General features: G+C 53.6%; 15 protein-coding genes. 6 read left to right on the forward strand and 9 right to left on the reverse strand.

Translation table 11 applies throughout. The features are described from left to right. Positions 1–14 precede the first annotated feature (14 nt). From K7G70_RS07575 to K7G70_RS07615, 9 genes are all read right to left on the reverse strand, one after another. Positions 15–257, reverse strand: coding sequence for a helix-turn-helix domain-containing protein (locus tag K7G70_RS07575; protein ID WP_223788015.1), 243 nt, complete (start codon positions 255–257; stop codon positions 15–17). Then, positions 254–1,060: a zinc-ribbon and DUF3426 domain-containing protein gene (locus K7G70_RS07580; RefSeq protein WP_223788016.1), complete on the reverse strand. Its 807-nt coding sequence runs from the start codon at positions 1,058–1,060 to the stop codon at positions 254–256. The genes K7G70_RS07575 and K7G70_RS07580 overlap by 4 nt, the downstream gene beginning before the upstream one ends. A gap of 138 nt (positions 1,061–1,198) precedes the next feature. Further along, on the reverse strand, positions 1,199–2,083 hold the full coding sequence (gene prmA, locus K7G70_RS07585) for a 50S ribosomal protein L11 methyltransferase (RefSeq protein WP_223788017.1): 885 nt from the start codon (positions 2,081–2,083) through the stop codon (positions 1,199–1,201). Between the two features lie 12 nt (positions 2,084–2,095). Beyond that, positions 2,096–3,442 carry an acetyl-CoA carboxylase biotin carboxylase subunit gene (gene accC / locus K7G70_RS07590; protein ID WP_223788018.1) on the reverse strand — a complete coding sequence of 449 codons (1,347 nt, stop codon included), beginning with the start codon at positions 3,440–3,442 and terminating at the stop codon, positions 2,096–2,098. A 14-nt stretch (positions 3,443–3,456) separates the two neighbouring features. Then, complete coding sequence (accB, locus tag K7G70_RS07595) at positions 3,457–3,909, reverse strand: acetyl-CoA carboxylase biotin carboxyl carrier protein (protein ID WP_223788019.1); 453 nt, start codon at positions 3,907–3,909, stop codon at positions 3,457–3,459. A 23-nt stretch (positions 3,910–3,932) separates the two neighbouring features. Beyond that, positions 3,933–4,361 carry a type II 3-dehydroquinate dehydratase gene (aroQ, locus tag K7G70_RS07600; protein ID WP_223788020.1) on the reverse strand — a complete coding sequence of 143 codons (429 nt, stop codon included), beginning with the start codon at positions 4,359–4,361 and terminating at the stop codon, positions 3,933–3,935. Between the two features lie 72 nt (positions 4,362–4,433). After that, complete coding sequence (locus K7G70_RS07605; protein WP_223788021.1) at positions 4,434–6,710, reverse strand: protein-disulfide reductase DsbD; 2,277 nt, start codon at positions 6,708–6,710, stop codon at positions 4,434–4,436. After that, a complete protein-coding gene (gene cutA, locus K7G70_RS07610; protein ID WP_223788022.1) occupies positions 6,694–7,014 on the reverse strand; it encodes a divalent-cation tolerance protein CutA in 321 nt (106 codons plus the stop codon). The genes K7G70_RS07605 and cutA overlap by 17 nt, the downstream gene beginning before the upstream one ends. A gap of 46 nt (positions 7,015–7,060) precedes the next feature. Next, positions 7,061–8,506, reverse strand: a complete 1,446-nt coding sequence (locus K7G70_RS07615) for an EAL domain-containing protein (protein WP_223788023.1) — start codon at positions 8,504–8,506, stop codon at positions 7,061–7,063. A 626-nt stretch (positions 8,507–9,132) separates the two neighbouring features. Here K7G70_RS07615 and K7G70_RS07620 point away from each other — a divergent pair. From K7G70_RS07620 to K7G70_RS07645, 6 genes are read left to right on the forward strand one after another with little or no spacing between them, the layout of a single operon-like run. Beyond that, complete coding sequence (locus tag K7G70_RS07620; protein WP_223788024.1) at positions 9,133–9,750, forward strand: thymidine kinase; 618 nt, start codon at positions 9,133–9,135, stop codon at positions 9,748–9,750. 3 nt (positions 9,751–9,753) lie between these two features. Next, the gene (gene fmt, locus K7G70_RS07625) at positions 9,754–10,677 is read left to right on the forward strand and encodes a methionyl-tRNA formyltransferase (RefSeq protein WP_223788025.1); all 924 of its coding nucleotides are present in this window, start codon (positions 9,754–9,756) and stop codon (positions 10,675–10,677) included. A gap of 10 nt (positions 10,678–10,687) precedes the next feature. After that, positions 10,688–11,947, forward strand: a complete 1,260-nt coding sequence (gene rsmB / locus K7G70_RS07630) for a 16S rRNA (cytosine(967)-C(5))-methyltransferase RsmB (protein WP_223788026.1) — start codon at positions 10,688–10,690, stop codon at positions 11,945–11,947. Continuing rightward, a complete protein-coding gene (locus K7G70_RS07635; protein ID WP_223788027.1) occupies positions 11,944–12,495 on the forward strand; it encodes a DUF4390 domain-containing protein in 552 nt (183 codons plus the stop codon). Before rsmB ends, K7G70_RS07635 begins: the two co-directional genes overlap by 4 nt. Then, complete coding sequence (locus tag K7G70_RS07640) at positions 12,492–14,648, forward strand: sensor histidine kinase (protein ID WP_223788028.1); 2,157 nt, start codon at positions 12,492–12,494, stop codon at positions 14,646–14,648. Before K7G70_RS07635 ends, K7G70_RS07640 begins: the two co-directional genes overlap by 4 nt. A 41-nt stretch (positions 14,649–14,689) precedes the next feature. Continuing rightward, positions 14,690–16,048: a coniferyl aldehyde dehydrogenase gene (locus K7G70_RS07645; RefSeq protein WP_223788029.1), complete on the forward strand. Its 1,359-nt coding sequence runs from the start codon at positions 14,690–14,692 to the stop codon at positions 16,046–16,048. The last annotated feature ends 87 nt before the right edge of the window (positions 16,049–16,135 follow it).

Here is a 16,135-nt window from a genome sequence, read left to right on the forward strand (position 1 = left end):
GGCGGCAGGTGCGGTTAACTGGAAATTTTCAATTTGCGCATTTTGTTGCGCAAGGTGGTGCGGGTGATGCCCAGGATGTCGGCGGCTTTGGAGCGGTTGCCCTGACACCAATTCAACACTTCCAGGATCATGCCTTTTTCGGTCTCATCGATCACCAAGTCATACAAACAATTGGTGCTGTGACCATTCAGTGACTCCAGATAAGTGCGAACCGATTCGCGGGTGAAGGCTTTTTGGTTGTGGTCCGACGCTTTCATGGCTGCACAAAACCGATCTCAAAAGCCACCGCATCGGCCCCGGGGCTGACAATTTCCAGGTTCACTGGAATCAAGGTGTTGGACACAAAACCAGCCCGCAGCACATCGGCAGGCACGTATTCTTGGGCCACAAAACGGCGCATGGCCACGATTTGACCATCCAGATCCGACAGTTTGATTTCCAAAGCCGGGAATGTTGGGTTGTTGGGATTGGCGTTGATCATGCTGGCGGTGATGATCAGGGCTTCGTCCCGTCCTGGGTGAGGTCGGATGTTTCTGGACACCAGGGATATGGCATTCAGATCCACCGCCTCCACTTCCTGCGCACAGGGAATCAGTCCACACAAATTGTCACTGACCGCCCCTTCAGGTAAATTGATTTGACCAGCGGCAATGGCCATTTGCGCCTGCCAGGCCAGCATCGCCAGCATCGCCACCGCCAGCAGGGACCACATTTTGTTGGAAGTCTGGGGTGGTTGTTGGCGTTTCTCTGCCACGAAAGGCACATCGGCCACTGACTCTTCGGGGGTGATGAAAGCGGGCATGCTGCCATCATCGGCCAATTCTTCTTCGACCGCCTCAGCCACATGCAGGGAATGGTAAGCTTGGGTCAACAACGGTGGGGCATTGTCAAAATCGTGCAGCAGCAGGTCTTCATCTTCATGGGGTTTTCGCGCACTCAAGGTTTCCAAACCATCAAACACCGTGCCACATAAGTTACAACGGACTTGGCCACGCGCGTGGGTCAAGTGATCGACTTCGATCACGAACACTTCACCACAACCTCTGCACTGAGTATACAATTCTTTTCTCTGCGTTTAAGTTCACTCAACCGCGCTGGTCAACACACTCTCAGACACACACAATCAAGTCGGAATATTTAAGTAAACTGGATTTTTATCGCCAGTGGATGTCGAGTCAAACGGCTGCGCCGTTCTTCTTCACTCGCTGACTGGACCCTTGATGGCTCCCACACGCACCCAATCATGTTCAATTTCACACGCAATGTCAATAAATCGAGTGGCATATTTTTCACAAATCATGTTTTTTTGAGATTTGAGTATGCCGCTGAGCACGATGAAGCCATGTGGTTTGAGCATGCGATGAAATGCATCGCAATAAGTCATCAAAGGTTCTGCCAATATATTAGCCAAAATCCCATCTTGTTCTTTGATGCTGCGCACATTTTCAGGATTCACCACCTGGATGCCGGCAGCCACCCCATTTTTTTTGGCATTTTGTCGGGTGGCCATGATCGCCTGATCATCGATGTCCACACAAATCACCTGTTTGGCACCATGCAGCAAGGCCATCACCGCCAAGATCCCAGAACCACAACCAAAATCCACCAGTGACAAGCCCCTCACATCGTTTTCATCGAGCCACCGCAAACACAAGGCCGTGGTCTCATGGGTGCCGGTACCGAAGGCCAAACCGGGATCCAGCAACAGGTTTTTGGCATCGGGGTCGACCACCTCATAACCATCGGGGATGACCCAGCTGTTGCGGCCAAATTGCAGCGGCTTGAAATGGGCCATCCACAACCGCTCCCACACCTGGTCGGCCAGTTGGGTTTGCAACTGTTCCAATTCGGGGTGGGTTTGGTGCAATTGCTGACTGGCGGCTTCCAGCAAGCCTTGGTCATCAAACAAAGCGGTGATTTTGAGGTGGTGCCATAAAGGCATTTCACCCGGCTTGGGCTCATAAATCGGCTGGTCTTTGGCATCGGCATAGGTCACGCCAACGGCCCCGGCAGCCATCATCAATTCATCAATGGTGGCTGACAAGGCTTGGTTGACCTGCACCGTCAATTCATAAAAGGCCATGGGCGTTCCGCTTCAGTTGTCTTCTTTGAGGCGTTTTTCCAGGTAATGGATGTTTTTGCCACCGGCCACAAAACCCCGATCGGTCATGATTTTCTGCTGCAAGGGGATGTTGGTTTTGATGCCGCTGACCACCGTCTCAGCCAAGGCCAGTCGCATGCGCCGGATGGCGGTGATGCGGTCTTCACCGTGGGTGATGATTTTACCAATCATGGAGTCATAATTCGGTGGCACCGGATAGCCGTCATAGGCATGCGAATCGACCCGCACGCCGGGGCCGCCTGGGGCATGAAATATGTCGATGGTGCCCGGTGAAGGCATGAAGGTTTTGGGGTCTTCGGCGTTGACCCGGCACTCAATGGCGTGGCCGGTCAGCTGGATGTCCGATTGTTGAATTTGCAGGTGCTCGCCGCTGGCGATCAGCAGCTGTTGTTTGATCAGGTCCACCCCGGTGATCAATTCAGTGACCGGGTGTTCCACTTGGATGCGGGTGTTCATTTCAATGAAATAAAAATGACCCGAGTCATACAAAAATTCGAAGGTGCCAGCCCCTTCATAGCGAATCCGCTTACAGGCTTCGACACAGACTTCGCCGATGGCAGCGCGTTCTTCCTCGGTCAAGCCCGGTGCCGGCGCCTCTTCCACCACTTTTTGGTGGCGACGTTGCATGGAACAATCGCGCTCCCCCAGGTGAATGGCATGACCGTGCATGTCCGACAACACCTGAATTTCAATGTGTCGCGGGTTTTCCAGGTATTTTTCCATGTACACCGTGTCATCACCAAAAGCGGCTTTTGCCTCGGTTTTGGTGGTGATGATGGCGTTGTTTAAGGCCGCTTCGGTGTGCACCACCCGCATGCCACGGCCACCACCGCCAGCAGCGGCTTTGACGATGATTGGGTAGCCAATTTTTTTGGCGATGGCCAAGTTGCGCTCAGGATCATCGTTCAACGGCCCATCTGAACCCGGCACACAAGGGACCCCGGCGGCTTTCATGGCCTCGATGGCAGCCACTTTGTCACCCATCAAACGGATGGTTTCGGCCCGCGGCCCAATGAATTTAAAGCCCGATTCGGCAATGCATTCGGCGAATTCGGCATTCTCGGCCAAAAAGCCATAACCCGGGTGAATGGCTTCGGCATCGGTGACCTCGGCCGCGGCAATGATTTTGGGGATGTCCAAATAGGATTCCAAGGAAGACGGCGGACCGATGCATACCGACTCATCGGCCATGCCGACGTGCTTTTGGTTGCGGTCAATGGTGGAATGCACTGCCACGGTTTTGACCCCCAAAGTTTGACAGGCACGCAAGATCCTCAGCGCGATTTCGCCGCGATTGGCGATGACAATTTTACTGAACATATCGGATCCTCAGCTCACTCAATTTCAAACAGCGGTTCATCAAACTCAACCGGCTGGCCATTTTCCACCAAGATGCGTTTGATTTTGCCTTTGTGCTCTGATTCGATCTGATTGAACATCTTCATCGCTTCCACCATGCAAAGGGTGTCACCGACATTGACCTGCTGACCCACTTTCACAAAAGCTTCGGCGTCGGGTGATGGCGAGGCATAAAAAGTGCCGACCATGGGGCTGCGCACCAACAGGCCCGAAGGTTCATCAGCAGCCACAGGTGCCGCTTCAACCGGGCCGGCTTGAGCCGGTGCCGCCGCAGCCACTTGTGCGGTTTGGGCCGGTGCCGGCGCTGCCGGTGCCGCTTGGCTGATGCGCGATAATTTAACGGTTTCCTCACCTTCGGTGATCTCCATCTCGGTGAGGGATGATTGTTCCAACAGTTCAATGAGTTTTTTTATTTTTCTGATGTCCATTGCTGTGTCCTGTAAATGTGTGTTCAGTCGGCCCAATACCGCAGTGCCATGGCATAGCCTTGAGAACCCAGGCCAGTGATGGTGCCAATGGCCACATCCGACAGCCACGACTTCGCCCGAAACGGTTCACGGGCGTGGATGTTGGACAGGTGCACTTCGATGAAAGGGATTTGGGTACCCAGCAAAGCATCGCGAATCGCCACACTGGTGTGGGTGAAAGCGGCTGGGTTGATGATGATGCCGGAAATTTGTTCGTGGTGACAACGGTGGATGTATTCCACGATTTCATGCTCGGCGTTGGATTGCATGAACCGCACTTGCAAGTCCAGTTCGGTGGCCAAGGTGGTCAGCGCTTGATTGATGTCTTGCAATGATTCTGAACCATAAATTTCAGGTTCCCGAGTGCCCAATAAGTTCAGGTTCGGACCATTGATGACGGCAATTTCGCGCATGGATGAAATACAAATTTCGCTTCTAAGTTCCGCGATTGTGCATCAATTGGCAGCGAATGTCCAGAAAGTTGCTTATTTTAGTATTTTTTCAAACGTTTGTTTCAAGTCCGAGGCATTTTTGTAACCGAAAAAGTTCAGCGCCTTCAATGGCGTGCCATCGGCGGCAAAGAACAAACTGGCTGGTGGCCCCACAATGCCGAAGCGTTTCATCAGTGCTGCATCCACCGCATCATTGGCCGTGACATCGGCTTTCAACACCGTCATTTGGGCAGTCAGGGCGACAATTTCAGGGTCTTGGAAAGTGGTGCGTTCCATGCGTTTGCATTCCACACACCAGTCGGCATAAAAATCCAGGAACACGGGCTGGTCGCTTTGCTCGATTTCGCGCTGCAGATCGGCCAAAGACTTGATCATTTTGAATTCAACTTTCTGTGCGGTCACGGCGCCACCCGAGAACACCCCTTTGAGCGGTCGAATGGGGTCGGATTTGCCGGCCATGCCACCGATCAACTGCGCGGTACCCACGATCAACAACAAGATGCGCAGGGCATCAAACAAAGACATGACCCAACCGCTCAAACCGTTGTTCTTGGCATGTTGGTGCCACATCACGGCGCTGGCAATCAGCAACACACCCCACAACATCAAGGTGATGTCACCCGGCAAGATGCGCGACAAAAACCAAATTGCCATACCCAACAACAAAATACCAAAGAATGATTTCACCACATTCATCCAACCACCGGCATTGGGCATCCATTTACCGGCCGAAGTGCCAATGGCAATCAGCGGGGCGCCCATGCCCAAGGACATGGCAAACAAGGCCAAGCCGCCCAGCACCGGTCCCCCATCGGTGGTCGAAATGTATATCACGGCAGCCGCCAAGGGCGGGGCCACGCAAGGACCCACGATCAAAGCCGACAACAGCCCCATCACCGCCACCCCCACATAGGTACCGCCTTTTTGGCGGTTGGAAATGTGGGTCAGCTTGTTTTGCCAACTGGCCGGCAATTGCAGATCATAAAAGCCAAACATGCTCAGGCTCAACAACACAAAGATCAACGTGAATACAGTGATGATCCAGGGTTTTTGGAACAAGGCCTGGGCATTGATTTCCATCAGGCCCATGACCACCCCCACCGCGGTGTAGGTCACCGCCATGGCCAGCACATAGATCACCGACAAAGTGAAGGCTTTGGCGGTGGACGGGTCTTTTTGGCCCACAATCAAACCCGACAGGATCGGGATCATGGGAAACACGCACGGGGTCAAAGCCAACAGCAAGCCAAAGCCAAAGAACTGCAGCATGATCCAGAAAATGGATTCATCGAACACCTCATTGATCTCTTCGGTTTCTGATTTGGCAACGGCCAGATCAGGCGCCTGTCCTTGGCTGGCCACTTGGCTGGCCATTTGGGTGGACGCTGCCTCAGTTACCAAGGTGGCGGCTGGCGGCAAATCCACAGTGGCCAATTGTGCGGTCGGTGGGTAACACACCTTACCGTCCTCGCAGCCCTGAAACGCCGCTTCGATGTCTAACGTGTCGATGCCAGCAGCTGAGCGGCTGTAGGGCAATTCTATTTCCACCACATCGTAGAACACATCCACCAGGCCAAATTCAGGGTCGTCTTTGAGCTGGGCCTCGGGGAACACAGGCTCACCCAGTTGCACCCCGTCGGTGAAGGTGGTGAAAGCCACCTGGTCTTTGTACAGGTAGATGTTCGGCGCCATGGTGAAACGCACCATCAACACCTCGGCATCCAAAGCGATGGTTTCGAACTGAAAGGCCTGGTCCACCGGCAGCAGTTGTTGGTCATTGGCAAAGAAGCCGCTGCTGCTGTTGTTGCCCAAATTCAACAGGCCTTGATCAGCAGCCGCCGGTACTGCGGCTGGCAACAGTTGACCGGTGAGGTCAATGGTTTTTCGTTGAGGCGGGTAACAAATGAAGCCATCCACACAACCTTGGTACTTGATTTGCAGTTTGGGCTGCTCGCCGATGGCCATCACCGGCACATCGATTTGTAAAGACTCCCAATAGGTTTGCACCAGACCGAATGCCGGATCGTCTTTTTCCTTGCCTTGGGGCAATTTCAATTGGGTTTGATCCACATCCAGGTCTTCGCCAGTGAAGGCCAGTGCGTGCTGATACAGGTACACCTCATCCAACAAAGCGAATGACACCCGCACGGTTTGTTGATCTTCCACTGTGACCGACAATTGCATGGCTTCATCGGGCGGCGGCGGGGTGCGGTCGGCCAGTACCGAGCTGGACAGCAAAGCCAAAAGGGCGGTCAGTGTCCACTGCCACACGGGCAGTCGACCATTAATGTTGTTATTTGGTTTCTTCATGGATCCAATTCAAATAGTCCTGATCACCGTTGACCAGAGGCACGGCAATGATTTCAGGCACGTCATAACTGTGGTGCTGTTTGATCGTGGACCGCAGCCGTTCAAAGTGAGATTGCCGGGTTTTTAACACCAACAGCACCTCGGAAGACTGGGTCATTTGACCTTGCCAGCGATAAAAAGATTCAACCCCTGGCATGATTTGTGCACAGGCAATTATTTGGTCAGTCAACAAAGTTTCAACCATCATGTTGGCTTCGGCTTGACTGGCACAGCTGACAAAGACCTGAATGCAGTCTGTTTTCATACAAATTTATTGGCGGGATGTTTCAGGCGCCATTCTAACAGAAATATCAGCCGTTGGCTTCGGCCGTGGCTGGGGCGTCAATGACCGGGCCGGGAGCTGGCTTGCCCAAATAATAGCCTTGCAGGTAATCCACCCCCAAGTCTTTGGCCAGCCGAGTCAAATCGGCATCGGCGCAATATTCGGCCACCACTTTCAGGCGCTTTTTGTGGGCCAGGCGCACGATGCCTTTGGCCACCTGCTGCATTTCCAGGTTTTGGGTGATGTTTTCCATGATGCTGCGATCAATTTTCACGAAATCGATCGGTAAATTGAGCAACCGTTCGATGTTGGAATAGCCTTTGCCCAAATCATCCATGCCCACGCGGGAGCCCAAATCGTGCAAGCGATTGATGAACCGCACGATGGCCGCCGATTCCATGATGGCTTCATTTTCCAACAACTCAAAATGGATCAAATGGCCATGACTGGATTGCTTGATTTTGTGAAAGATGTAGTCACAGGTGCGGCGGTTGTTGATGTCCGACAGGCTGATGTTGACATTGACCACCACCTCATTCCGTTCGGCAAAACGCAAGGCATGTTTGACCATCACGCGGGTCACCATGTGATACAAATTGGCCCGATGAGCCAGCGGCATGAAGACATTGGGACTCATTTTGACTTGTTGCTTTTCGTCCAACAAGCGGGCCAGACATTCGTATTTGACCACGGTGTGTTGTCTGGCGTGATAAATCGGTTGAAACCAAGCCACCAATCGCCGGTCTTGGATGCCTTGCAACAAGGCTTGGGTCAAGGCCAAATCGCGTTTGTAAATGGCCGGTAGGTTGGCTTGCAGGTCATCGATCAAATAAAACTGCAGTTTCTGAGATTCGGCTTCTTGTAAGGCCATGTTGGCCAGCATGAATGCGTCTTCATTTTGCCGCACCGCCCCCACCGTGATGTTCAAGGCGATGTATTCATCATCACCCACCTGGTAGCGGGTATTCATGATGTTTTTGACGATCGCTTTGGTGATGGTGGCGATGTTCTCATAGCTGGTGTCCTGGTCTTCCAGCACCGCAAACACCGCTTGTTGGATGTAGTATCGCCCGGATTTTTGCATCAGCGGATGCTCGAATGCCGCCAGCACCGCCGCCACTTGTTTGACCACCCCATCAGTAACCGCTGGGCCATAGGTGTTGAGGATGCTGTTGTAGTTGTTGAATTTGAGGAAGGCCAGGTTGGTGTGCTCGCTGTGTTTCAGGTCTTTGATCAGCTGGTATTGATTGGGCAGCCCGGTCAGGTAATCCACATGGGCGTTGCGAATGATGCTCAGCCAGCGCTTGCGCCGCGTTTGGTACACCGCCACGTGCAACAAATAGATGATGGTGGCGACACTGATGATGATCCAGGTGTTGAGGGTTAACCAGTACCACACGTTGCCTGGAAAGGTGGTGTGATCTTGAAACAACTGGTAAATGTAAAAGGCCGCAATCAAGGCCGTTGCCAACAAGACAACACAACTTGCCCCAATTATCCAATACCTTTTCCTCATTGGCTACCTGATGTCATTTGGGTAACAATTCGGTCAATTACTGCAGCACAGAAAGCGGTGGACCATCCGGTCATGATTGACCGATTCACCCACTTCTTATGCTTACCAAAAATGCCATGATGGCGAAGCAAGTGCTTCATCACCGCCATGCATCCAGCAGCAAAAGCCCCCTTATCACCCAATCAGTATAGCACTTTTCTGTGGGGCTTGTGTGAAAAGCCACAATCGCCGCGCCAGCCCAGGCAACCAAGGGTGCGTTCGGGCTGTCAGCCAGCCTGGCTTCTGCTAGGGCCTGTTAACACCAACTGCAAGACCACTGTTCAGGCTGCAGAAGTCACAATCAAAGCGCGAATCGCGTGGTTTGGTCATTCCAATCGAACGATGAGCAACGCAGGGTGTGGCCTTTGCAGTCTGAACCCATGGGGCTGGGTCGTATTTTCCATCCCTCAGCGTTATTCATTCGTTCATGTGGAGTGACCACACATCACGACTGATGCCTTGATGGCTGAAAAATACGATCCAGCAGTCGCCTTGCAGTTGGTGTTAACAGGCCCTAGAATACGGGGTTTTTAGCTGGTTTGCTCATGGCCAAACTGTACTTTTATTATTCTGCGATGAATGCCGGTAAAACCACGCATTTGTTGCAGTCCAGTCATAACTACCGAGAACGGGGCATGCAAACCCTGATTTTGTCATCCTCTTTGGATGACCGCTTTGGCCAGGGCGTGGTCAAATCTCGGATTGGCATCGAATCACCTTCAATCATTTTCAACCAAAAAGAAGACCTGTTTAACTTGGTGCAAAGCCATGGTCCGGTTGATTGTGTGCTGGTGGATGAGGCCCAGTTTTTGAGCAAAGCCCAAGTGTATCAATTGACTGAGGTGGTGGATAAAATGGACATTCCGGTGCTGGCGTATGGTTTGCGCACTGATTTTCAAGGCGAACTGTTCGAAGGCAGCCAATACCTGCTGGCCTGGGCCGACGAAATGCGTGAACTCAAAACCATTTGCCACACCGGTAAAAAAGCCATCATGGTGGTGCGCATTGACGAACGCGGCCAAGCCATCAAAACCGGGGCCCAAATCCAAATCGGTGGCAACGAACGGTACGTGTCGGTCTCGCGCGCTGAATACAAACGCATCTTCCATGACCAAGGCAGCATCAAACCCTCACAAATTTCACTGCCGTTGGAGGACCTTTGACCAATGAAAATCATTTTTTGTGGCACCCCTGAATTTTCCGTTCCTCCACTGCAAGGTCTGGCTGCTGCCGGGCACGACATCACCGCGGTGTTCACCCAGCCTGACAAGCGCAAGGGGCGCGGCCAACAAATGCAAAAAACGCCGATCAAAGAGGCCGCCGAAGCACTGGGGCTGACCGTGCTCCAACCGACCGGCTTGAAAGATGCCGCCGTGGTGGATTTGATGGCGGCCATGGACGCCGACTTGATGGTGGTGGTGGCTTATGGTCTGATCATTCCCCAAAACATCCTGGACTTGCCAAAACATGGTTGTTGGAACATCCATGCCTCCCTGTTGCCACGGTGGCGGGGGGCGGCACCGATCCACCGCGCCATCCTTGCCGGCGATGCCGAAACCGGGGTGGCCATCATGCAGATGGAAGCCGGGTTGGACACCGGGCCGGTGTTTCATCAATACCCCACGGACATCAGACCAGATGACACCGGCCAAACCCTGCATGACCGACTCAGTCACATGGGTGCGGAGGCCATTGTGCAATGCGTTGATGAACTGGTCAGCGGCAGCTTGCCACCCGCACAAGCCCAAAACCATGACCAAGCCACCTATGCCCACAAACTGACCAAAGCCGAAGCCACCATTGATTGGACCCAAACGGCGGCCCAAATTGAACGCCAAATCAGGGCCTTCAATCCCTGGCCTGGCTCCCACACTGAACTGCAAGGCGAAGCCATGAAAATTTGGTCAGCTGCCGCGCTGGAGGGCGCAGACATTGGCGCACCCGGTGCGGTGATCCATGCCGACAAATCAACCTTGGTGGTGCAATGTGGTGAAGGCCATTTGCAACTGCTGGAACTGCAAAAGGCGGGCAAAAAACGCATGCCGGTGGAGGCTTTCATGGCCTCCCGCGCCGCCTGGTATCAAGCTTGAGTCTCGGTTCATGAACGCCACTGCCCAACCCACCCGCTTGCTGGCCACCCAAGTTTTGTATCAAGTGGTGCACAAACAACAACACCTGAAAGCGGCCTTGCAAGCTGGGGTCCCCAACACCTTGCCAGCCGCCGATCGGGCTTGGATTCAAAACATTTGCTACCAGACCCTGCGCCACCACCAAAACCTGGAAGCGCGGTGGCATAAATTCGTCGACAAACCGGTCAAAGACAAGTGGTTGAGCACCCTGTTGACCTTGAGTGTGGGTCAAAAAGTTCAGCTGCAAACCCCCGACCACGCGGTGGTCAACGAGGCCATCAAAGCCGCCAAGAAAATGCGCAAGGCCTGGGCCGCCGGCCTGCTCAACAAAGTTTTGAAGTTGACCCTGGCTGACACAGATTTCAAGCCCAGCACCGAATCGGCGCAACTGAATCACACGGCCTGGTGGCTGGATTTGTTGCGCAAGGACTGGCCGGACCATTGGCGTCAAATCGTCGACGCCAACAACCAAGCACCGCCCTTGTGGGTGCGCAGTGAATTGGACTGGTCCGCGCAGTCGGGACAACCACACCCGCACTTGGCCCAAGCCTGGCGCCTGACCGACACCGGCACCCCGATCCATGAGGCCTTACAAGCCGGCACCCTGTCGGTGCAAGATGCCGCGGCCCAATACGCCGCCCACCTGTTGGCACCAGAAGGTCACGATCGGGTGTTGGACGCCTGCGCTGCACCCGGTGGCAAAAGCGCTCACCTGCAGCAATTGGCGCCGGGCATTGAACTGGACATCCTGGAACAGGACCCGGACCGATTGGCCTTGGTCAAGGACAACTTCCGCCGCCTGAAACTTAAGGCAAACCGCATGATATTGGGCGATGCCACCCAACCAAAAGAATGGTTTCAGGGGACGAAATATGACAAAATATTGCTGGATGTGCCGTGCAGCGCGTCTGGCGTGGTCAGGCGCCATCCCGACATCAAATTACTGAGGCAACCAGAACACTTGAAACCATTGACCCAACTGCAACAAGAAATTCTGCGGCAAATGGCCCCATTGCTGCAGGTGGGCGGCACCTTGTTGTATGCGACCTGTTCGGTTTTTCGTTCAGAGAACGAGCGTGCCATCAAAAAGTTTCTGCAACACAACCCGTCTTTCAGCCCGCTGCCCATGGCCATCGAGGGCGCGGTGGACTGTGCCTTCGGGCAACAAATCCTCACCGGCTCTGAACACATGGATGGTTTTTATTATTGTCTGTTGCGGCGCACGGCATGAGGCGGCCATCCACCATCGCTGTGCTGTTGTTGGCTTGGGCCTGGGTCACCGCCGCCACCGAGTTCACGGGGGTCGATCAACAGCGGCTGGGGCCGGAATTACTCATCACCCCTCAATTCGATATCCAACTTTCTGACAAAGTCACCCAAGCCATCCAAAGCGGCATCGTCATCACGTTTGTCATGCAAGTGCAGCTCAAGCAATCGGTGGATTGGTGGCTGGACCGCCAAATCGACCACAAAATCCAAACCATGCAAGTGCGGTATTTTTCACTCAGCAGCCAGTACCAACTGCACAACCGCAACACCAACACCAAACAAAGTTTTGCCAACCTCAATGGCTTGCTGGCGCACATGGGTGGGGCCACCACCTTCAGTTTTCAGGCCGAACCAGCGGCTGACTATCTGCAAACACGCTTGTTTTTAGACAAACAAGCCCTGCCCTCCATCATGCAGCTGCCCAATGTGTTTGATCCGGATTGGAACCTCAACACCGACTGGCAAGTACACCCACTGAACCTCACCACTGACCCGGAAACCAGCCCATGAAGAAACGCTTGCAGTCGTTTCTGATGAATAAGAACCTGCCAATCTTTGTGTTGGTGTTCACTTTATTGGTGGCCCTGTATTTGTTGGGAACTGCGGTGCAAGGCGAAGAACACTTCAACCGCATCTACATTTGGCTGTTTGCCGCATCGGTGTTGGCGGTGGTGATTTTGATTCTGATCATCATCCAGCGCATTGTCTGGCTGGTGATCAAACGCCGCAACAAAGAACCCGGCATTCAACTGACCACGCGCATGGTGTTGATGTTCACGGGCTTGTCTTTGCCGCCGGTGATTGTGTTGTATTTGTTTGCCACCATGTTGGTCAACCAATACGTTGATTCCTGGTTTGATGTGGCGACCGATGAAGCCTTGAATGATGCGATTTCTTTGGGCAACATCTTTCTGGACACCCAGACCAACACCCATTTGAACACCGGTCGTGACATGGCGGCCGAATTGGCCGAAGTGGATCCATTGAACCAAGGCATATACTTGGATCGCTTGCTGGACAATTCCAAAGCCAACTCCCTGACCATTTACAGTGCCGATGGCTTGTTGCTGTTTTCCAATTCACTGGACCCTTTGAAATTTGTGTCACCCAATTTGCCGCAAAGCACCATCACCGAGTTGAACAACAACCGCATCCTGGCCCGGGTTGAACCCTCAGCAGATGAGGGCTTGCAAGTGCGGGTGGCGGTGCCAATCAGCAGCAACCGCTCGATCAACATCGGACAAAATCGCATCTTGCAGGGCTTGTTTCCGATTCCTGAAGAATATGAAAGCTTGGCCATCAACATCGAAACCCAGTACCACGAGTACAACAAACAAAATTTCCAGCGGCAACAACTGAAAAGCACCTTCATGATTATCCTATCCATTGTGTTGTTGATCAGCGTGTTGTTGGCCATGTTGCGGGCTTTTTCTTCCGCCCGGCGTTTGGTTGAACCCATCAAAATGTTGTCCGAAGCCACCGACGCCATCACCCGCGGCAACTTCAGCCGGGTGATCCCGGTGGCCTCCAACGATGAGCTGGGCTTGTTGGTGGAATCGTTCAATTCCATGTCGACCCAAATCGCCACCTCCAGCGCCCTGGCCCACCGGGCCCAGAGTGAGGCCGAGAACCAACGGGCCTATCTGGAAAGCGTGATGTCGCATTTGACCAGCGGGGTGATCAGCATCGACAACGATTTCCTGATTCGCCTGAGCAATGAAGCCACCCACAAAATTTTGCACTTGTCCGATCGCAGCCTGATCAACCAAAACATCGACTTCATTGCCATGAAAAACCCCACCTTGTCGCCTTTGGTGGACTTGATCAAACAAAAAGTGGCGGACAAAACCCAGTATTGGCAACAAGAAGTGTTGATCGCGGAAGATTCATTGCGCCGCATCTTGTTGGTGCGGGGCAGCCAGATCAGTGAAGCCGAAATGGAGGGCGGCGGTCACGTGATCGTGTTTGATGACCAAACCATCATCAACCAGGCCCAACGCGATGCCGCCTGGAGTGAGGTGGCCAGGCGCTTGGCCCATGAAGTGAAAAACCCCCTGACCCCGATTCAGTTGTCGGCCGAACGCATGCACATGCGCTTCAGTGGCAAGCTGAGCCAGGAAGAAGACGAAATCCTGGATCGCGCCACCCAAACCATCGTCTCCCAAGTGGAAAATTTAAAGACCCTGGTCAACGCCTTCTCAGACTATGCCAAACCGCCGGAGTTGAAAAAAGAGTTGGGCGGGTTCAATCCTTTGATCAACGAAATGGTGGACCTGTACAGCCTGTCCCACCCAGGCATCATCTTCAACGTGCAGCTGGCCGATCCAGAGCCACAAATGCTGCTGGATCGGGGCCGCATACGCCAATTGTTGACCAACCTGATCAAGAATGCCCAAGAAAGCGTGGACCAAGGCGACATCCGCATTGACATCAGCACCGAGACCACCGGCGAGCAAATGATCCTCACGGTCAAAGACAACGGCCACGGGTTTGCCCCAAACATCATTGATCACGTGTTTGAGCCCTATGAAACCACCAAAAAAGGTGGCTCGGGACTGGGCCTGGCCATCGTCAAAAAAATCGTCGAAGAACACGGCGGCTCCATCCGCGTGGACAACCACCAACACGGCGCCGTCATCACCATCCATTTACCGGTGGCCTGAACCCTGTGACAGCCACCACCCATCAGCCAAGCAAACGAACCATGAAACGACAACTGAAAACCATGCAAGCCCTGCCACCTTTGGCACTGGCCACGCGGATCCAACGACTCAAAGCCCTGGCCCGAGCCATTCGGCACCATCAGCAGCAAGTGGCAGAGGCCATCAACCGGGATTTTTCGCACCGCAGCACCGAAGAGTCCTTGTTGGCCGAAATCATGGTCTGCTTGGAAGAAATCAAGCACACCCAACGGCACCTCAAACAATGGGTTCGCAGCCGCCGCTGGCACGCCGACTGGAAATTTTTCCCCTCCAAATGCGCCATCACCCCACAACCCAAAGGGGTGGTCGGCATCATGGCGCCCTGGAATTACCCATTTAATTTGGTGATGGAGCCCCTGGTGGCGGCGATTGCGGCCGGCAACCGGGTGATGGTCAAACCGTCGGAGATCACCGGTCACACCGCCGCCTTGATCAAAACCATGCTGGCCGAAGTGTTCGCCGACGATGAAGTGCACGTGGTGCTGGGCGATGCCACCGTGGCCAATGCCTTCAGTGCCTTGCCCTTGGACCACATTTTGTTCACCGGCTCCACCCAGGTGGGCAAAATCATCATGCGCAATGCCAGTGACAACCTGACCCCTGTGACCTTGGAATTGGGCGGTAAATCACCGGTGTTGATTGACCACAAATACCCGATCAAACGGGCGGCCAAAGCCATCGCTCAGGGCAAGTGGTTCAATGCCGGACAAACCTGTCTGGCACCCGACTATGTGTTGATCGATGCCGCACGGATGGAAGCATTGGTTGAGGCCATCAGCCAGGTGACCACCGCATCCTACCCCAACCCAGCCGACAACCGCGATTACAGCTGTGTGGTGAACCCACACCACCACCAACGACTGCAACAATTGTTGGATGGGATTCCCAATGAGCAAATCCACCACTTGGGCACCGTGACCGAAGGGCAAAAAATGGCCCCCACCTTGGTCCTCAACCCACCATTGGATCACCCCATCATGCGACAAGAAATCTTTGGCCCCATCTTGCCCATCATCACCTGTGAGGGCTTGGCCGAACAATTGGCCTTCATCAACCAGCGAGACCGGCCCTTGACATTGTACTTATTCAGCAACCGCCAAGCGGTGATCAAACAAGTGCGCGACCAAACCCACTCGGGGTCCTTGACGGTGAACGAGACCTTGGTGCAGTTTGCCCAACAAGGCCTGCCTTTTGGTGGCATTGGTGCCAGCGGCATGGGCAGTTACCACGGTTATCAGGGTTTTTTGGCGATGAGCCACATGAAATCCACTTACTACCAATCGCGCTTGAACCTCAATGGCCTGGTTCGCGCCCCATACACCCGACTCAAACAATCATTCATCCAACTGTTGAATCGTTGAGAATCGTTTAAGACTTTGGATTATGTTGATGTAAATAAATGTAAAATTGAGTTAGAATGACTGCACAGCGATTTAATTGAAGTGATT

This window comes from Marinicella meishanensis, from assembly GCF_019931145.1.
GTDB lineage: Bacteria > Pseudomonadota > Gammaproteobacteria > Xanthomonadales > Marinicellaceae > Marinicella > Marinicella meishanensis.

What these genes read in the sequence shown, in the direction of transcription:
- K7G70_RS07575 (WP_223788015.1), bottom strand. Translation starts at nt 257, where the DNA reads ATGAAAGCGTCGGACCACAACCAAAAAGCCTTCACCCGCGAATCGGTT.
- prmA (WP_223788017.1), bottom strand. Translation starts at nt 2,083, where the DNA reads ATGGCCTTTTATGAATTGACGGTGCAGGTCAACCAAGCCTTGTCAGCC.
- accC (WP_223788018.1), bottom strand. Translation starts at nt 3,442, where the DNA reads ATGTTCAGTAAAATTGTCATCGCCAATCGCGGCGAAATCGCGCTGAGG.
- accB (WP_223788019.1), bottom strand. Translation starts at nt 3,909, where the DNA reads ATGGACATCAGAAAAATAAAAAAACTCATTGAACTGTTGGAACAATCA.
- aroQ (WP_223788020.1), bottom strand. Translation starts at nt 4,361, where the DNA reads ATGCGCGAAATTGCCGTCATCAATGGTCCGAACCTGAACTTATTGGGC.
- K7G70_RS07605 (WP_223788021.1), bottom strand. Translation starts at nt 6,710, where the DNA reads ATGAAGAAACCAAATAACAACATTAATGGTCGACTGCCCGTGTGGCAG.
- cutA (WP_223788022.1), bottom strand. Translation starts at nt 7,014, where the DNA reads ATGAAAACAGACTGCATTCAGGTCTTTGTCAGCTGTGCCAGTCAAGCC.
- K7G70_RS07620 (WP_223788024.1), top strand. Translation starts at nt 9,133, where the DNA reads ATGGCCAAACTGTACTTTTATTATTCTGCGATGAATGCCGGTAAAACC.
- fmt (WP_223788025.1), top strand. Translation starts at nt 9,754, where the DNA reads ATGAAAATCATTTTTTGTGGCACCCCTGAATTTTCCGTTCCTCCACTG.
- rsmB (WP_223788026.1), top strand. Translation starts at nt 10,688, where the DNA reads ATGAACGCCACTGCCCAACCCACCCGCTTGCTGGCCACCCAAGTTTTG.
- K7G70_RS07635 (WP_223788027.1), top strand. Translation starts at nt 11,944, where the DNA reads ATGAGGCGGCCATCCACCATCGCTGTGCTGTTGTTGGCTTGGGCCTGG.
- K7G70_RS07640 (WP_223788028.1), top strand. Translation starts at nt 12,492, where the DNA reads ATGAAGAAACGCTTGCAGTCGTTTCTGATGAATAAGAACCTGCCAATC.
- K7G70_RS07645 (WP_223788029.1), top strand. Translation starts at nt 14,690, where the DNA reads ATGAAACGACAACTGAAAACCATGCAAGCCCTGCCACCTTTGGCACTG.